Genomic DNA, 16,318 nt, shown 5'->3' with positions numbered 1-16,318 from the left:
AGCCGGTCCGCCTGGGCACCGGGGTCGGCGCCGTGTTCGGTCGCCAGCGCGATCCCCACGATCAGGGTGATCAGGTCCGCCACCGTGAACGTGGTCGCGACCACGCCCTCCCGCGCGGCGCGGCGCAACAACGGCTCGCCCGCCTCCTCCAGCGCGGCCCCACAGCTGTTGTCGTGCACCGGATCCGCTCCGGCGCTGTCGTAGGACAACGCGACCGCCAGCCCGCGGGCGCCGACACAGTAGGCGACGACGTCGCGCAACCATTCCAGCAGTGCGCCGCGGCTGTCCTCGGCGTCGGCGAGTTCGTGCGCGCGGGCACACAGCGCGTCGATCCGGGTGCGCGACACTGCTTCCAGCAGCGCGCGGCGAGTCGGAAAGTGCCGTCGCACCGTCGCCGACCCGACTCCCGCCACGCGCGCGATCTGCTCGAGCGACGCCCCGGCGCCGTGCGCCGCGACTTCCTTCTCGGCTACGGCCAGCACCAGCGCGTAGTTGCGCCGCGCATCGGCACGTCGGCGTTCGGGCATCGCGTCACCTCCCGGGTTGCTAAACGGCGGGCCCCGCCATATCGTAGCCGAAAACAGAAACGGCGGGCCCCGCCGTTTAGCGAGAGGTGCATCATGTCCACAGATTCCGCACCCGTCCTGGTCACCGGCGCCACCGGCCGCCAAGGCGGCGCCACCGCCCGCGCGCTACTCGCGGCGGGAGTCCGCGTTCGCGCCCTGGTGCGCGACCGGAACACCGACCGCGCCAAGGACATCGAATCGCTGGGAGCCGAGCTGGTCACCGGCGATCTGCACGACCGCGAGTCGGTGATCCGCGCGGCCGACGGCGCCCGCGCGGTGTTCTCCGTGCAGATGCCCGCGCTCACCGATGCGGGCTTCGATTTCGACGGTGAGGTCGCCCAGGGCGTCACTCTCGTCGACGGCGCACGGATCGCGGGGGTCGATCAGTTCGTGCACACCTCGGTGACCGGAGCCGGTCAGCACACCGATGTTCCCGGCTGGGCCCCCGGCCGGTGGGCCGTCGAGGACTCCCTGACGGCCAAGGCCGCAGTTCAGGATGCGGTGCGCGCGGCCGGATTCGCGCGCTGGACCTTGGTGAAGCCGGGCACATTCATGGAGAATTTCCTGCCGTCCATGCGGTACATGTTTCCGCGCGGAGTCGACGGCGGTCTGGTGAGTGTGCTGGCGCCGCAGACCCGGCTGTCGCTGGTCGCGGTCGACGACATCGGCCGTGCGGCCGCGGCGGCGCTCACCGACCCGGAACGATTCGACCGGGTCGAACTCGAATTGGCCGGCGACTACCTGCCGATGACCGAGATCGCCGCGACCCTGTCCCGCGCGCTCGGCATTCCGTTGCAGGCTCCGAATATGACCGTGGCGCAGGCTGTCGCGGCCGGTATGCCGCCCATGGGCGCCGCACTCGAATGGCTGAATGTGGCCGGCCAGCCCGGTCGCCCCGACTACGCCACCGCCCTCGGCATCCCCCTCACCAGCTTCGAGCAATGGGCACGCACGCACCTGCGCACCGAGTCGGCGAGCGGGTAGCCGCGCGCATCGGTCGCCGTCGGTGCGGGGCGGGCGGATCCGGCCGGGGCCGGTACTGCCACCATCGAGGTATGAGTGTGCAGGATTTCCGGGAACTCGCCGCGGCCCGCTTGCGCGAGTTCGAGTATCGAACGGTCGCGGACGTGCCCGGAATGCGACGCGCGAGCGTTGTGCTGTGTGTACTGGAACACGACGGTCAGCCGTGCGTGGTCGTGATCAAACGCGCCTATCGCGGACGCAACGCGGGGCAGTGGGCGTTGCCCGGGGGCCGGGTCGACGGCGACGAGACCGCGGTCGCGGCGGGATTGCGCGAATTGCACGAGGAAATCGGCCTGGTCGCCCCGCCCACCGATGTCCTGGGCCGGCTCGACGACTTTCCGGCCGCGTCCGGTTTCGCGATCACCCCGATCGTCGTCGCGCTCGACGATCCCGGCGCCCTCTACCCCAACGACGACGAGGTGCATGCCGTGCATTTCGTGCCGCTCGACCGGCTCGCGGCCGACGACGTGCCGCACTGGGTCGACCGGCCGGACGGCTCCCGGCTGCTGCAGCTCAGGATCGGCGACTCGATGACGATCCACGCACCGACCGGCGCCATTCTGCTGCAATTCCGCGATGTCGTACTTCTCGGCCGCGAAAGCCGGGTGGCGGATCTGCTGCAACCCGATTGGACGCACAAATAGGGCGGACCGTCGCCGCCGGGCTGCGCCGGGGACTTGCGGGACCGCTTCCCGGTTACGCCGGCGTATGAGGCGTGGGCGCACGGTCCAGCCAGGCCGCGAAGGCGTCGAAGGTGAACGGGCGGCCGAGGAAGTCCGCCACCGAATCGGCCGCGTCGCGGGAACCACCCGGCGCGAGGATGCTGTCGCGATACCGTTGCGCCACAACGGGATCGAACAGATCGCCGGCGTCGAACGCGGAGAACAGATCCTTCGCGATCACCAGACTCCACAGGTAGGTGTAATACGCCGAGGTATAGCCGGCCAGATGCCCGAACGACGCCTGGAAATGGGTCTGCGGCACCTCGGCTATTCCACTGTGCCGCGTCACGGCGTCGATGACGACCGGGTCGTGGTCGGCCGGTCGGTCCTGGTGCAGCAGATAGGAGATCTCGGTGTAGCCGACCTGCGTGAGGACCGAGATGCCCTTACCGAAATCCTTCGCGGCCCGCATGCGCTCCACCAGTTCGGCCGGGATGGGCGCACCGGTCTCGTCGACGGCGAAGGTGGCGAGAATCGTTGCGTCCCAGGCCCATTCCTCCAGCATCTGCGACGGGGCCTCGACGAAATCCCATTCGGTGGCGACACCGGAGAAGCGTGCCCAGTGCTGATGCCCGCCCACGACATGGTGGATCAGGTGCCCGAATTCGTGGAACAGCGTGACGACATGCTGGTGTTCCATCAGTCCGCGAGAGAAGTTGCACACCAGCACGCCCTCGGGCAGCAGCTTCCCGGCGACACCGCCGACGAGGTCGAATTGCGCGGCGTGCTTGTATTTGCCCTCGCGGGGATGCAGATCCAGATAGATCCGCCCGCGTCGCTCACCGTCGGCGTAGACGTCGTAGACGGCGACGTCCTCGTGCCAGCGCGGGACGTCGACGGGCCGGTACTCCAGTCCGAACAGGCGGCCGGTAACCTCGAGCAGACCCGCCCGCACACGCGGGAAATCGAAGTAGCGGCGCACCTCCCGGGCGTCGACGTCGTACTGTTCGCGGCGCACGAGTTCGGTGTAGTAGCCGACTTCGGATCGGTCGATGCCGGTGGCGGTGGGCTCGTCCTCGCGGCGGCGAGCGAGCAGCGTCTCGAGGTCGCGCCGGCCCGCGGCGTCGGCGGCGCTCGCGATGCGTTCGATGAAATCGGCGATGGCGTGGCCGCTGCCGATCATCTTCACGTCGGCGTCGTAATCGGGCCAGCTGTCGAAGCCGAGCAGCCGGGCCTTCTCGGCCCGAAGATCCAGAATCTCGTGCAGCACAGCGTCGTTGGCGGGCCAGCCGCGGCTTTCGAACTCCACGGTGAGGGCGCGGCGGGCATCGGCATCCCGGGCGTAGGTACGGACCGGCAGATAGTCCGGGTAGTCGGTGGTGATCGTGACCAGTCCGTCCGCCGCGGGCGGATGCGCGGTGACGAAATCCGCGGGCAGTCCCTCGAGTGTGGCGGGTGATACCCGGATCGAACGGACGTCTTCACGGATGGCCCGGCCGAATTGCTGTTCGAGCACGGTGAGCCGCTCGGAGATCTCCCGCAGCCGATCCCGGGTTCCCTCGTCGCGGTCCACACCGCTGCGCCGGAAATCGCGCAGGACGTGCTCGCGCATGCGCGCCGACACCTCGTCGAGGTTCGAGGAGTCGGTGGCGGCGACGATGTCGTAGAGGGCGCGGTCGAGATCTCGCTCGGTCCTGGCTCGGTCGATGTCTTGCACCAGGTCCTCGGCCAGCCGGCGTACCTCGGGATCGGGGTGGACTTCGGCGAACAGGTGCGCGGCCGAATCGGCCCCGCGAAGTGCGATATCGGCGTCGTTCCACAGTGCGAGCACATCCGCGGTGCCGTCCGGGGTAGCGGCCTTCAACTGCTCGAGCGTGTCCGCCGCCGTCCGCAGCCGGTCGCGGACGTAATCGCCGAGCCAGTCCGGCCACCCGGCCGCGGGCAGTGCAAGCGGTTCGCTACTCATGCCCCGACTCTAACCGCGGCCGGGATTGCCGGGCCGCGGGGAATCACCACGTGCCGACCGCCTTCGCGCATCACCGGAAATAGGAGGCGTACTCCGCGAACGGGACCTGTCCGGTCGGACTCGCCTTGACGGCGTCGACCACGGGCCCTGGGATGGGTGCCCAGTAGGCGGGCATCGCGGCCGCCAGCGAGGGCTTCAAAATGTAGATCAGGGCGAAGTTCACGATCCACAGCGGCGGCGCCATCGACATGCCGACCACGGTGCTCACATTTCCCTTGGTATTGGTGACCAGCTGGGCCGCACCCGAAATCTGTTGCGCCACAAATCCGTAGGCCGCCTGCACCGTATAGGCCGATCGGTACAGCGCGACCAGACTCCGAGTCGCACCGTTGTCCCGCAACCAGTTACCGATATATCCGCCGGGCGCGATCAGAGTGTTCACCTGCCGTGTCGGCGCATCCGCGTTGGCCGGGCTCTCCAACATGCCGCCCGGATTCACATACAGCCCGTAGCTGCCCAGAGTCGAGGGCGTGCGTTGCCCGGCGACATCGGAATAGATCGGGCGACCGACCGTATTGGCGAGGATGTCGACGCACGCATTGATCACATTCGCCGCGTCACGGTCACCGCCGACACCCCCACCGGAGCTCAGATCCTGATACTGCTGATCGCTCAACGCATCCGCGCGATCCAGCCCGATCTGCGCGGCGACCCGATCCGCCGCCGCCTCCCCGAGCGGCTGATTCAACTGATCCGGGCGCACCATCTGCGTCGGCGCCACCTGCTCATATCCCGGCGCACCGGAGAAGGGAACAGCGAACCCGGTGTCGGCAGCGTTTGCCCCCGGTTCGCCCGTCGCCGTCTGAGCCACCCCCAACGAGACGATGCAGAGCCCGACCAGTGCCGCCACCATGCCCATTCCGCGGCAGTTCGCTCCCCGCCGACGACCGAGACCCGCCAACCCGATGCGCTGCATACGTCAACCTCTCCGAATCATCGTGCGAGGTAGCAGAAGGTAATGCACCAGTCAAACGCCACGCCCGACGCCGTGTCAAGGGCCCGGCGGCCGGGCGGCCACGACTCGTCTGCGACCAGGCGGCTCATCGGCGACCAGCGAGAACAGCAGCGCCCCTATTCGAACGCTGGCAGATTGCCGACATGCCGGATCCCTCCGAGCGGCGAGAGCTACGGTCAGCAGGGCTGGAGTGCGGGGCCCGCCAGGATGATGACAACCACATACCCCGCACGTCATGCCGATGATCCAGCCGCCCGGAGCGCGTCACCCTGCACGAAGTGTGCGGAAAGACGTTCGCACAGACCGACGGACGGCCCACCCGACAGCGGCACCTTCATCGTCGGTCGAATCGGCCAAAGTCGGTACATGACGCCTGGTCTCGACGAAGAGGTACCCGGGCATCGGCGCCCCCTCGGACAGCGGACGGTGGGTCACGACCACCAGATCGTCGGCATGGATCCCGGACCGACCAGCCGGGTTCACCGCTGGGCGGCCAGTACCGCGGCGAGACCTTCTCGCAGATCGTTGACGAAATAGTCGGGAACTTCCAGGGAGGGGAAATGCCCCCCGGATTCGGGTGCGTTCCATCGGACGATTCGGCGGTATCGCTTTTCCGCCCAAGGGCGCGGGGACTTCTCGATGTCGTGGGGGTACATGGTGATTGCCGAGGGGACGTCGACTCGAAGGTCGGGGTCGAGCGAATTGTGGCTTTCGTAGTAGATGCGGGCGGCGGAGGCGCCGGTGCGTGTCAGCCAATACAGGGTGACGTCGTCGAGAATGCGGTCTTTCGAGATCGTTTCGAACGGACTGTCTTCGGTGTCGCTCCATTCGGCGAATTTGTCGAGGATCCAGGCGAGGAGCCCGACCGGTGAGTCGACGAGCGAGTAGCCGATGGTCTGCGGCCGGGTGGCCTGCTGTTTCGCGTATGCGGCGCGGTGGCGCCAGAAATGACGGGTTTCCTCGGCCCACCGGCGTTCGGTGGCGGTCAAGCCGTCCGTTGTCATCCCGGGCGGCGCTTCCGCGAACAGGGAGTGGATGCCGAGTACGTGTTCCGGGAACCTGCCGCCGAGCACCGTGGTGATATTGCCTCCCCAGTCGCCGCCGTGGGCCAGGAACTTCCGGTAGCCGAGCCTTTCCATCAGTTCCACCCATGCGGCCGCGATCTTCTCGGTGCCCCACCCGGTGGTGGCGGGTCTATCGCTGTACCCGAAGCCCGGAAGTGACGGGACCACGACGTGGAACGCCGGCGCGGCGGCGTCTTCCGGATCCGCCAATTCGTCTACGACATCGATGAATTCGGCGATGCTGCCCGGCCAGCCGTGGGTCAGGATCAGAGGAGTGGCATCCCCGCGTGCGGATCGCCGGTGCAGGAAGTGGATTCCCAGACCGTCGATTGTGGTGCGGTACTGGCCGATTCGATCGAGGCGTTCTTCGAACGTCCGCCAGTCGTACTCGGTTCCCCAGTAGTTCACGACATCGACCAGGTCGGCGAGAGGAACTCCCTGCGCCCATCGACGCGATCCGGAGACCGTCTCGGCCTCCGGTAGCCGAGCGGCGGCCAGCCGTGCTCGCAGGTCGTCGAGGTCGGCATCGGTGGCGTGAGCTTCGAAAGGTTGTACGTCGACGGCATCGGGCGTGGACATCGGATCGAGGTGGCCGAGTGCGGACATGAGACCTCCTGGTCATCGCGGAACCGGCTACCGCGTTCGTGAACCGGCTAAGACGGTTCTAACATGGCGGTGCGACAGCCCGCAACCAGCTAAGGTGGTTCCATGCCTGCTGGATTTCCCGATTTCCGCCTCGGTACCGTGCTGGCGACCAGCTTCACGGGGACCCTGTCGGAGCGTCACGGCGATCCGGTGGAACGCATTCCCACACCGCAGCGACTCGTCGATTGGCTGGAGGTGACAGGCCTGGCCGTGGACTCCTGCACCCCCGCCCAACTCGACCTCGCCCGGGAACTGAGAGAAGCGATTCACGCCGCCGCGACAGCCGCCGCGATCGGCGACGCGCTCCCCACGTCGGCTGTCCGAATCATCAACGACCGCAGTATTCAGGGCCGCGCCGCAGCTGTCCTGACGTCCGAGGGCCATCGCCGATGGCGGCTCAGTTCGCCCTCCTGTGTAGAAGACGCACTGGGCGTCATCGCCGCCGACGCGATCGACATCATCTCAGGCGAACGAGACGGAAAACTGGCCCTGTGCGGTTCGCCGACCTGCCGCGCCGCCTTCTTCGACACCAGCCAGAGCCGCACCCGGAAATGGTGCGATATGAACACCTGCGGTAACCGCCAGAAGAAAGCGCGCTTCAACGCCACCCACCGCCGCCGCTAGCCTTGAAACATGGACCTCGGGGAGCGGCTCCAATCCCTGCGCAAACGGCGCGGGCTCACGCAACGGGAGCTCGCGGAGCTGTCCGGTGTCTCGTTGTCGTATATCCGGAAGATCGAGCAGGGTGAGCGTACTGACGCCCGCATCGACACACTCCGGCGGTTCGCCGTCACCCTCGGTTGTTCTCTGACAGCACTTCTCGGCCCCGCACCCAGCGCACCGGAATCCGGGGGCGACTCCGCACTGTGGGAACCGACGCGAGACGCACTCGCGGCCATGCGGGACTCGACCGTGGAGGAGTCGATGCCTGTCGGAGGCGTGGAAGCCGCTCTTGCCGACGGGACGCGCCTCTATCACGACAACCGTTACGAGGCGCTGGCTCACGTGCTGCCGCGACTGATCGAGGATGCCCAGGTGGCGTCGCCGTTGGTGCGGTCACGGGTGTTGCAACTCGCGGGCTCGGCGTTGGTGCAGACCCGCCAACTGTCCGCCGCGCGCATAGCATTGGATCGGTCGCTGGCAGATGCCGAGTCGACCGGGAACGTCCTCGACGCCGCCTCGGCGGTAATTACTCTGTGCTGGTTGCTGATCGTCGAACGACAATTCGATGCCGTCCGCCGGCTCGCTACCGAATGGGCCGACCGCGTCGAGCCGCGCCTCTCGGTCGCGACCACCCGCGAGATATCCACCTGGGGATGGCTTTTGCTGCGCGGATCCGCCGCCGCGATCCGCGACAATCGCCCGGATGAGGCCGATGACATGATGCGCCTGGCCGCCGCGGGCGCCGTGGCCGTCAGGCCTGAGAGAGCCCCCTATCACCAATACTGGACGACATTCGATCCACCGACCGTCGCCATGAAGCGCGTCGAGAACGCCGTCGTCGCCGACCGGCCGGACCTCGCTCTGCGCCTCGCCCGCGATATCGCTCCCGACCCACGACCCACTTCGGACAACCGCAATCGCCATCTGCTCGATGTCGCCTCGGCGCATCTGGAGTTGCGGCACTACGACGCGGCATTCGAGGTCTTGACGACGCTGTCGCGCGAGGCCCAGCCCTGGCTCGTCGAGCAAAGAATGGCGCGTGACTTACTCAGTCGGATCATCGCTAAGCGACGCACTCTGACCATGGAGATGCGCGGCCTGGCCGGACTTCTGAAGCTGGAATACTAAGCAGTGCAACGTCTTCGCAGTGTCACTTCCGGAGACCACCCCGGCAAAGTGCCATTGTCGACCCCTTTCGGACGATGTGAAGCTCGATGCGGCCTCGCCGCCGGGTGAAGACGCCTCGGCGGTGGGTGCCTACCAGGGCCAACACCGGAGAGGGGAAGCAATCATGCGCGACTCGGACGCCACAGGCTCGGCCAGGCCGTTCGGCACCCTATGGCGGACAACAGGTTCAACTTTTCGCACAGCGGACGAGCAGCTATCGGCCGAATTGCCCGAACGGGTCCCGGGCGCATGCACCCACTTCTTTCCCGATCGGAACGGCCCACTCCGACCGCCGCCCGCTGATCTGGTGTACCGGGTCGTCGCGGGCCTGCTCGGAAGCGAAGACAGGCCACCGATTCACTGCCCTCCACCACTCGCATACGGGTACCTTCGGCTCGATCTCGTCTCCGCAGACGATCTTCACAGCAGCGGCGGGCGGATCGGTCAACTCGGGGTGGGAAATCCAGTACAGGTCGTACAGGTGCCGCATCGCCCAATGCCACGCCTCGTCGTGGAAGACCAATCCTCGACTTGGACGGTCGGGCTCCTCGTAGAAGTAGAACCTCGAGGCTTCGGCGCCGGCTTCCGCCGCCGTGCGGCCACCGTATCGTTCCATGACCCAGGCATAGCGCCGACGTTCCTGCGCCAGCAGTTCGACGTACTCGTCTTCGTCCCAGTCGTCCTCCGCCATCGCCACTTTCTACACCCTCACCACGACAACCGCTGCGCCGGAACGTAATCGATGACGGCGGCGTCGATGCTGATCGGCAGGTCGCGGCCGGTCGCGGTGCGAGCATCGCTGTCCCAGGAGGCACGCTGCTGTCGCGCACCGCCGTGGTCCCGGCGGCTGAACTGATCGTGCAAACCTCCGCACACAGGCCGAAATCCCGCAAAAATCGGGGAGGTTTGCACGATTTCTTCACCCGGCACGAGCATCGTCACGCACCGTGGTCGCAGAGACGACGATCAGGGATGCGCGCGCTCGTGAACCCTCATCCCCATCGTCGTAGCCAGCCACCGGCGCGCCCGTGCGTGGAATTCCCGCGCGAGGCCCGCCCCCGGCGCCCAACTGTCGAAACCGTGCGGCGCGCCCGGCACGATGTCGAGCTCCACCTCCACGCCCGCCGCGCGAAGACGCTCCGCATAGGCCACGTCCTCGTCGTGGAACAGGTCGATGGTGCCGACGCCGATCCAGGTGGGCGGGGTGCCGGTGAGGTCGTCGCGGCGGGCGGCTACGGCGAATTCGGGCACGTCGGTGGCGCCGGGTGAAGTGGCGAGGTAGCTGCTCCAGCCGTAGCGGTTGTTGTCGTTGGTCCAGCCGAGGTGCCGCAGGGCGTCCAGGTCGCGGCGGGCGGCGGTGCGGTCGTCGAGCATCGGTGCGTTCAGCCAGAGGGCGGCGGGGCGGGAGCCGCCGTCGGCGACGAGGCGCTGGCACAGGCAGGCGGCCAGTCCGCCGCCGGCGCTCTGTCCGCCGAGCACCACCCGGGCCGGCTCGATTCCGAATCGGAAGGCATTGCGCTGCAACCACATCCAAGCGATCCAACAGTCCTGCAGGGGAGCCGGGAAGGGATGTTCGGGCGCGAGGCGGTAGTCGACCGAGACGATCGTGACACCGAGGTCGCGGGCGGTGATCGAGCAGAAGGTGTCGTCCTGAACCGGGCTGCCGAGGACGTAGCCACCGCCGTGAATCCACAACACCGCGACCGGCGAAGGTGCAGCGGTGGGGCGATAGATCCGCAGCGGTACGCGGCCGGCCGCGAGATGCTCGATCCGCACGCCCGCCACTCGCCGGGCGGGCCGGTGGGCGGCGGCCAGGCGCACGAGGCGTAATGCCCAGCGGCGGCCGATCGCCAGCGGCGGCAACCAGCGCGCGGGTCCGCGCAGTTCCGGCGCTACGAGAGACAAGTCCATCGCGATCTCCTTCTCACACCCGAAACGAAACTATAGTCCGGACAGGTGTCTCACAGCGGCCGATTGCCGGGTAGCGCAGCTAACATTCACCGGGGGCAGACGATCCGGACCGAGGGCGGCCGGAGGAGCTGCGACCGCGCGGGCACCACCGCGAGCAGGTTCTTGCGCCGTGCGAGGGCCACCGCGTGCCCGACGGCGCCGAAGGGCAGATGCTGCCACGTCCAGTTGCAGCCGTGCGGCGACAGCAGCATCGCGGTCTGCGCGAAATCGGCATGTTCGACCTGTTCGGCGTCGACGAACATGCCGACCATGATCGAACTCACCAGCGCCGGAGCCAGCGTCCCGTCACAGACGACGTGCACGGTCCCGTCGCGGCCGACATAGTGTGCGGCCCAATCCAATACGACACGCCGCCGGGCCACGCGCCCGGTGACGAGCGCGACCACCTCGGATTCGCAGCGCGCGGACATCTCAGCCGTGGGGACCCTCCAGAATCGTCACCGCCGACACGGCCGTGGGACCGCCGAGGTTGTGCGCCAACCCGATTCGCGCCCCGTCGACCTGGTTGACGGCGTGGCCGCGCAACTGCTCGAACAACTCCACGCACTGCGCCACACCGGTCGCACCCGGTGGATGGCCCTTGGATTTCAACCCGCCGCTCGGATTCACCGGCAGCGCCCCGCCTACGCTGGTCGCGCCCGTGTCGACCAGTTTGCAGGCCTCGAAGCGGTCGGCGAAACCGAGGTCCTCGTAGCTGATCAGCTCGATGCCGGTGAAGAAGTCGTGCACCTCCGCGACATCGATATCGGCCGGGGTCAGCCCCGCCATCGCGAAGGCCTGTTTCGCGGCGCGCACCGTCGCCGGGAATGTGGTCATATCCCGTTTGTGCTGGTGCATCACCGAATCCAGGCCCAGGCCCACTCCCCTGATCCAGACCGGCCGATCGGTGTAGCGGTCGACCGCGTCCTCGGCGGCGAGGATCAGCGCGGCGGCACCGTCGCTCTGCGGGGCGCAGTCGTACACGCCGAACGGATCCACCACCGCCGGGGCCGCGAGGGCTTGTTCCAGCGAGATCTCGAAACGCAAGCGCGCCTTGGGATTCGACACGCCGTGACGGTGGTTCTTCACCGCGATCATGCCCAGATGTTCCCGGCCGGCCGGAGATTCGTGCAGGTAGCGGGCGACGTGCAGAGCGAAGCCGGCCGGCGCGATCAGCCCCAGGGGGTAGTCCCACGCCATATCGCGGGTCATCGCCTCCCACTCCCACAGCATGTCCTTGGAGGCGGTTTCGCGGAGTTTGTCCGCGCCGATCACCAGCGCCACATCGTAGGCACCGGAGGCGATGCCGAACAGCGCGTTGCGCACCGCGTCATTGCCGGTGGCACAGGAGTTTTCGATCCGCGTCACCGGGAGGTCCGGCACGCCGAGGACGTCGGCGAGGATGCCCGAGGGGAATCCGTCCGGGGTGCCCATCGCGCCGAACCACGCCGCCTGCAGGTCGGCTTTCGCGATGCCCTTGTCCACCGACGCCGCGCATTCGGCGAAGGCCATCGGCAGCAGATCCTTGATACCGAGCGCGAAATGCTCGGCGAACGGCGTCATCCCGGCACCGACCAATGCCACCCGTCTCATGCCGCCTCCGTATCCTGCGGGAGCACCCGCACCCCCGTCGGCGCCACGAGCGCTGCGCGATTGTGTCTCATGCCGCCTCCATATCCGGCTCGAACGCGTACCCGTAGTCTGGCACTCCCGAGCGCACCGCGACCCGGCGCAGCACCATGCGCCCGCGATCGCCGATGCGGACCGTGCCGGGGTCGGTTCCGGTGACCTTCACCAGTGCCCGCACGTCCACCTCGTCGAGTTCGACGATCACCAGCGAATACGGTGTCCGCAGCCCGGGCACCGGCACGTGGACCGTCACCCCGGTGTACACGGTTCCGGTGCGCGGCAGGGGAACCAGCGTGTAATCGGTGCTGAGCCGGCCGTCCTCGCCGAGGCGGTAGCGCGGCGGAAAATCCAGCTCGTCGCGGCCCGGGTGGCGACCGGCCTCCCAGCGCACCTTGGCCTCGAAGGCGCGCTCGTAGGCGGCCAGCGAGATCGGGATATCGGCACCCGGCACCGCGACCGCCTCCGGCTCGGCTCGCACCGCCGGTTCCCGCCGATACACCCGCACCGGCCCCGCCGACACCGTGACCCCCGACAGACTGGCCTGCTCGACCCCGACCAGCAGACCCGTCTGTCCCCAGTCGGCCAGTGCCGCAAGGGCGAACAGGCTCGACCCGGCCCCCGTCGTCGGCAGTCGCGGCGGATCACCGACGCACAGGTGCGCCGCCTGCGCGTGGTCGACGCCCGCCACGATCACCGGCGTATCCACCCACGCCGCGGCCAGTGAGGCCAGCAGGCCCCGCTCGTGCAGCAGCCGCGGATCGCCGTAGTCGTGGACGTCACCGGTGGCGTTGCGGGTGCGTACCGGCAGACTGCGCGCCACCCGGGCCGCGGTCCGCACCGCCAGTCCGCGCTCGGCGACCAGGGCCGCCGCCGCCCCGGCCGGATCCAGGTCGACGCCGAGGATCAGCGTTCGCGGGCGGGCGGAGCTGAGCGCGTCGAGTGTCGCGGGCGCGCCGCCGAGCCGTTCGATCACCTCGAGTTCGGGATCCAGACCCAGACCGGCCAGCAGCACCGCGGCATTGCTGCTCTCCAGCAGCGGCAGATCGCGGCTCACCACGATGACGCGCTCGACGTAGGCGGTCGCGCGCGGGGCGCCCGACAGGGCGGCGCGCCCGGCCTCCACCGCCAGCGTCACCGCATCCTCGTCCGCGCCGGGCACGCGGCCGCGAGGTCCGCCCCAGCAGGGCAGATAGGTTCCGATCGATGCGACACAGGGCATACCGTCAGCCTTCCTGCGGGAACTACGTGATGGCGCCGGCGGTTTTGAGCGCGATGATGCGATCCCAGTCCAATCCCAGCTCCAGCAGCACTTCCTCGGTGTGCGCCGCGAATTCCGGCCCGGGTCCGGTATCGGGTGCGGTGAGATCGAATTGCACCGGGTTGGCGACCATTTCGAGGCTGCCGACCTGCACCAGGTAGTCGTTGGCGCGGATCTGCGGATCGGAGCCGACCTGCAGGCTGTCCTGCACCGGCGCCCACGGCCCGGCCAGGGTCGCCAGCTTCTCGGTCCATTCGGCGAGGGTGCGCTGCCGGATCGCCTCGCGCAGAATCGCCACGCCCGCTTCGGTGTTGGCGGCGATCGACTCCGCGGTGGCGAAGCGCGGATCGTCGGCCAGCTCCGGGCGATCGATATGGCGCATGACGTCGGCCCAGAACTTGGTGGGCTGCAACATGACCAGCGAGAGATAGCGGCCGTCGGCGGTTTCGTAGAGCCCCGACAGCGGATTGGTCGGCGCCCCGTGCGATCCGGGCGCGGGCGCGATCAACGGCTGCCGCAGATGTGCCGACAGCGCGATGGTGTGGCCCATGGACCACAGACCACTGCCCAGCAGCGAGACGTCGACCACCGACGGTTCGCCGGTCCGTTCACGTTTCAGCAGCGCCGCCGCGATGCCGCCGGCGAGATTCGTTCCGGAGATGGTGTCGCCGAAGGCCGGACCGGGCGGGGAGATCAGGCCGTCCATCCCCTCCGGGGTGATGGTCGCGGCGACCGACCCCCGGCACCAGAAGGCGGTCATATCGAAGCCGCCCTTGGTCGATTCCTCGCCGCGCGGTCCCAGCGCGCTGCCGCGCGCGTAGACGATATCCGGCTTCACCGCGCGGATGTCGTCGACATCGATACCGAATTTGGCGCGCGCCTGCGGCAGGAAACTGGTGAGGAACACATCGGCCGTCTTCGCCAGCTCGTAGATCACCTCGCGCCCCGCGGGGACCGACATATCCAGTCCGACACTGCGTTTGCCGCGATTGGCGTGCTCGATATTGGGGTTCGGATCGCCCTCGACCTTCAACCGGCCGATCTGGCGCAACCCGCGCTGCGGATCACCGGTGCGGGCGTGCTCCACCTTCACCACGTCCGCACCCCATTCGGCCAGTACCGCGCCGGCCGAGGGAACGAACCCGTACATCGCGACCTCGAGGACGCGGATGCCGTCCAGGGGTTTGCCGCCGCTCATCAGGCCACCACCGCGGCGAAGGACTTCTGTTCGAGGAACTCCTCGATGCCGGCCACGCCCATCTCACGGCCGATGCCCGACTGTTTGTAGCCGCCGAAGGGGGACATCGGGGTGAAAGTAGTTGCCGCCGTTGATACTCATCGTTCCGGTGCGGATGCGCCGCGCCACCGCCAGCGCCCGGTCCTCGTCGGCGGAGAACACGCCGCCCGAGAGCCCGTAGACGGAGTTGTTGGCGATGCGGACCGCGTCCTCGTCGTCGTCGAACGGGATCAGGGCCAGCACCGGCCCGAAGACCTCTTCCTGGGCGATCTCGCTGTCCGGGTCGACTCCCGCGAGCAGGGTGGGGGTGTAGAAGTAGCCGGGGTCGACCTTCTCCCCGCCGTACACCAGTTTCGCGCCGGCCTCCACCGCGCGCTGCACGAGGCCGTGCACCTTGTCGCGCTGGCGTTCCGAAATCAGCGGGCCCATATAGTTTTTCGGATCGCCCGGATCGCCGTAGCTGACCTTGGACATGAATCCGGCGACCATCTCGGCCACCTCGTCGTGGCGCTCGCGCGGCACCAACATGCGCGTGGTGATGGCACAGCCCTGCCCGGCGTGGCTGCAGATGCTGAAGGCGCCGAACATCGCGGCGGTGCCGAAATCGGCGTCGTCGAGCACGACCATCGCGGATTTACCGCCCAGTTCCAGGAAGACCCGTTTGAGCGAATCGCCTGCCGCCGACATGATCTGGCGCCCGACCGCGGTGGACCCGGTGAAGCTGACGACGTCGACATCGCGATGGGTGGTCAGGGTTTTGCCGACCTCGATATCCGATCCGGACAGCACGTTCACCACGCCCGCGGGGATGTCGGTGTGCTGAGCGATCACCTCGCCGAGCGCGAGTGTGGCCAGTGGCGTGTCGGGCGCGCCCTTGAGCACCACGGTGCAGCCGGCCGCCAGCGCCGGGGCCAGTTTCGCCAGCGCCAGCTGATGCGGGTAGTTGTAGGCCGCGATGGCCGCGACCACACCGGAGGCCTCGCGCTCCACCCAGCGGCGGTGCGTCCGGCCGCGGTCCTCCACCTCGCCCAGATCCTCGGTGCGGGGGTAGGTGCGGGTGAGGCCGGCGAAGTAGTTCACGATTTCGAACGGCGTCTCGAGCTGATTGGCGTGCGTCATCATCCGGGTCGCGCCGACCTCGGCGATGGTCAGCTCGCGCAGGTCTTCGACGTTGGCGCGCAGTGCCGCGTAGAACTGCTCGAGGCAGTGCGCGCGAAATTCGGTGTCGGTGGACCAGTCGGTGGTGTCGAAGGCCCGGCGCGCGGCCGCGATCGCCGCCTCGGTATCGGCGATGCTCGCCTCGGGCGCGTAACCGTAGACCTCTCCGGTGGCCGGGTTGAGTGAGGCGAAACTGCGCTCCCCCGCGACGAGTTCACCGTCGATCAGCATTCGTCTGGTGACGGCGCGCCCGTCGCCGGCCGTCGCGTTGCCCTGTGGCATCCCGTCTCCTCGTTCTATGGAAATTCCATTCTC

General features: G+C 68.2%; 15 protein-coding genes and 2 pseudogenes. 5 read left to right on the top strand and 12 right to left on the bottom strand.

Features of this window, described 5'->3' with window-relative positions:
* The coding region (locus ON23_RS33400) for a TetR/AcrR family transcriptional regulator (protein ID WP_039783468.1) at nt 1–527 on the bottom strand (527 nt) is incomplete at its 3' end.
* Between the two features lie 93 nt (nt 528–620).
* On the opposite strand from ON23_RS33400, the gene ON23_RS33395 reads away from it, so the two are divergent.
* Nucleotides 621–1,550 carry an NmrA/HSCARG family protein gene (locus tag ON23_RS33395; protein ID WP_039783466.1) on the top strand — a complete coding sequence of 310 codons (930 nt, stop codon included), beginning with the start codon at nt 621–623 and terminating at the stop codon, nt 1,548–1,550.
* A gap of 71 nt (nt 1,551–1,621) precedes the next feature.
* The gene (locus tag ON23_RS33390; protein ID WP_039783464.1) at nt 1,622–2,233 is read left to right on the top strand and encodes an NUDIX hydrolase; all 612 of its coding nucleotides are present in this window, start codon (nt 1,622–1,624) and stop codon (nt 2,231–2,233) included.
* A gap of 52 nt (nt 2,234–2,285) precedes the next feature.
* On the opposite strand, the gene ON23_RS33385 is transcribed toward ON23_RS33390, so the two are convergent.
* From ON23_RS33385 to ON23_RS33375, 3 genes are all read right to left on the bottom strand, one after another.
* Entirely contained in the window at nt 2,286–4,217 is a 1,932-nt protein-coding gene (locus tag ON23_RS33385; protein ID WP_039783462.1) for a M3 family metallopeptidase, read from the bottom strand.
* 70 nt (nt 4,218–4,287) lie between these two features.
* A complete protein-coding gene (locus ON23_RS33380) occupies nt 4,288–5,193 on the bottom strand; it encodes a hypothetical protein (protein WP_039783461.1) in 906 nt (301 codons plus the stop codon).
* Nucleotides 5,194–5,711: 518 nt separating this feature from the next.
* Nucleotides 5,712–6,902 carry an epoxide hydrolase family protein gene (locus ON23_RS33375; RefSeq protein ID WP_373282271.1) on the bottom strand — a complete coding sequence of 397 codons (1,191 nt, stop codon included), beginning with the start codon at nt 6,900–6,902 and terminating at the stop codon, nt 5,712–5,714.
* Between the two features lie 102 nt (nt 6,903–7,004).
* Here ON23_RS33375 and ON23_RS33370 point away from each other — a divergent pair, with 102 nt between their 5' ends.
* From ON23_RS33370 to ON23_RS33365, 3 genes and pseudogenes are all read left to right on the top strand, one after another.
* Entirely contained in the window at nt 7,005–7,565 is a 561-nt protein-coding gene (locus ON23_RS33370) for a CGNR zinc finger domain-containing protein (protein WP_039783460.1), read from the top strand.
* A gap of 9 nt (nt 7,566–7,574) precedes the next feature.
* Nucleotides 7,575–7,754 (top strand): annotated as a pseudogene (locus ON23_RS39925) (helix-turn-helix domain-containing protein); the annotation flags it as partial.
* 99 nt (nt 7,755–7,853) lie between these two features.
* A complete protein-coding gene (locus ON23_RS33365; RefSeq protein ID WP_223273377.1) occupies nt 7,854–8,732 on the top strand; it encodes a hypothetical protein in 879 nt (292 codons plus the stop codon).
* 253 nt (nt 8,733–8,985) lie between these two features.
* On the opposite strand, the gene ON23_RS39030 is transcribed toward ON23_RS33365, so the two are convergent.
* The 8 genes and pseudogenes from ON23_RS39030 to ON23_RS33330 form a co-directional block, all read right to left on the bottom strand.
* Nucleotides 8,986–9,462, bottom strand: a complete 477-nt coding sequence (locus ON23_RS39030) for a hypothetical protein (RefSeq protein ID WP_063821391.1) — start codon at nt 9,460–9,462, stop codon at nt 8,986–8,988.
* A gap of 17 nt (nt 9,463–9,479) precedes the next feature.
* Complete coding sequence (locus ON23_RS38315; RefSeq protein ID WP_157170363.1) at nt 9,480–9,635, bottom strand: hypothetical protein; 156 nt, start codon at nt 9,633–9,635, stop codon at nt 9,480–9,482.
* Between the two features lie 102 nt (nt 9,636–9,737).
* The gene (locus ON23_RS33355) at nt 9,738–10,682 is read right to left on the bottom strand and encodes an alpha/beta hydrolase (protein WP_039783456.1); all 945 of its coding nucleotides are present in this window, start codon (nt 10,680–10,682) and stop codon (nt 9,738–9,740) included.
* 86 nt (nt 10,683–10,768) lie between these two features.
* Nucleotides 10,769–11,152 (bottom strand): hypothetical protein, encoded by a 384-nt coding sequence (locus tag ON23_RS33350; protein WP_039783455.1) that lies wholly within the window; start codon nt 11,150–11,152, stop codon nt 10,769–10,771.
* 1 nt (nt 11,153) lies between these two features.
* Nucleotides 11,154–12,314 (bottom strand): thiolase C-terminal domain-containing protein, encoded by a 1,161-nt coding sequence (locus ON23_RS33345; RefSeq protein ID WP_039783454.1) that lies wholly within the window; start codon nt 12,312–12,314, stop codon nt 11,154–11,156.
* 67 nt (nt 12,315–12,381) lie between these two features.
* Nucleotides 12,382–13,569 (bottom strand): Zn-ribbon domain-containing OB-fold protein, encoded by a 1,188-nt coding sequence (locus ON23_RS33340; RefSeq protein WP_039783453.1) that lies wholly within the window; start codon nt 13,567–13,569, stop codon nt 12,382–12,384.
* 22 nt (nt 13,570–13,591) lie between these two features.
* Complete coding sequence (locus ON23_RS33335) at nt 13,592–14,806, bottom strand: CaiB/BaiF CoA transferase family protein (RefSeq protein WP_039783451.1); 1,215 nt, start codon at nt 14,804–14,806, stop codon at nt 13,592–13,594.
* A pseudogene (locus tag ON23_RS33330) lies at nt 14,806–16,285 on the bottom strand (aldehyde dehydrogenase family protein). Before ON23_RS33330 ends, ON23_RS33335 begins: the two are co-directional and overlap by 1 nt.
* Nucleotides 16,286–16,318 lie beyond the last annotated feature (33 nt).

The organism is Nocardia cerradoensis NBRC 101014 (genome assembly GCF_000308535.1).
Taxonomy (GTDB): domain Bacteria; phylum Actinomycetota; class Actinomycetes; order Mycobacteriales; family Mycobacteriaceae; genus Nocardia; species Nocardia cerradoensis.
Note: the sequence above shows the minus strand (reverse complement) of the source record. Positions and strands in the feature narration are given on the sequence as shown.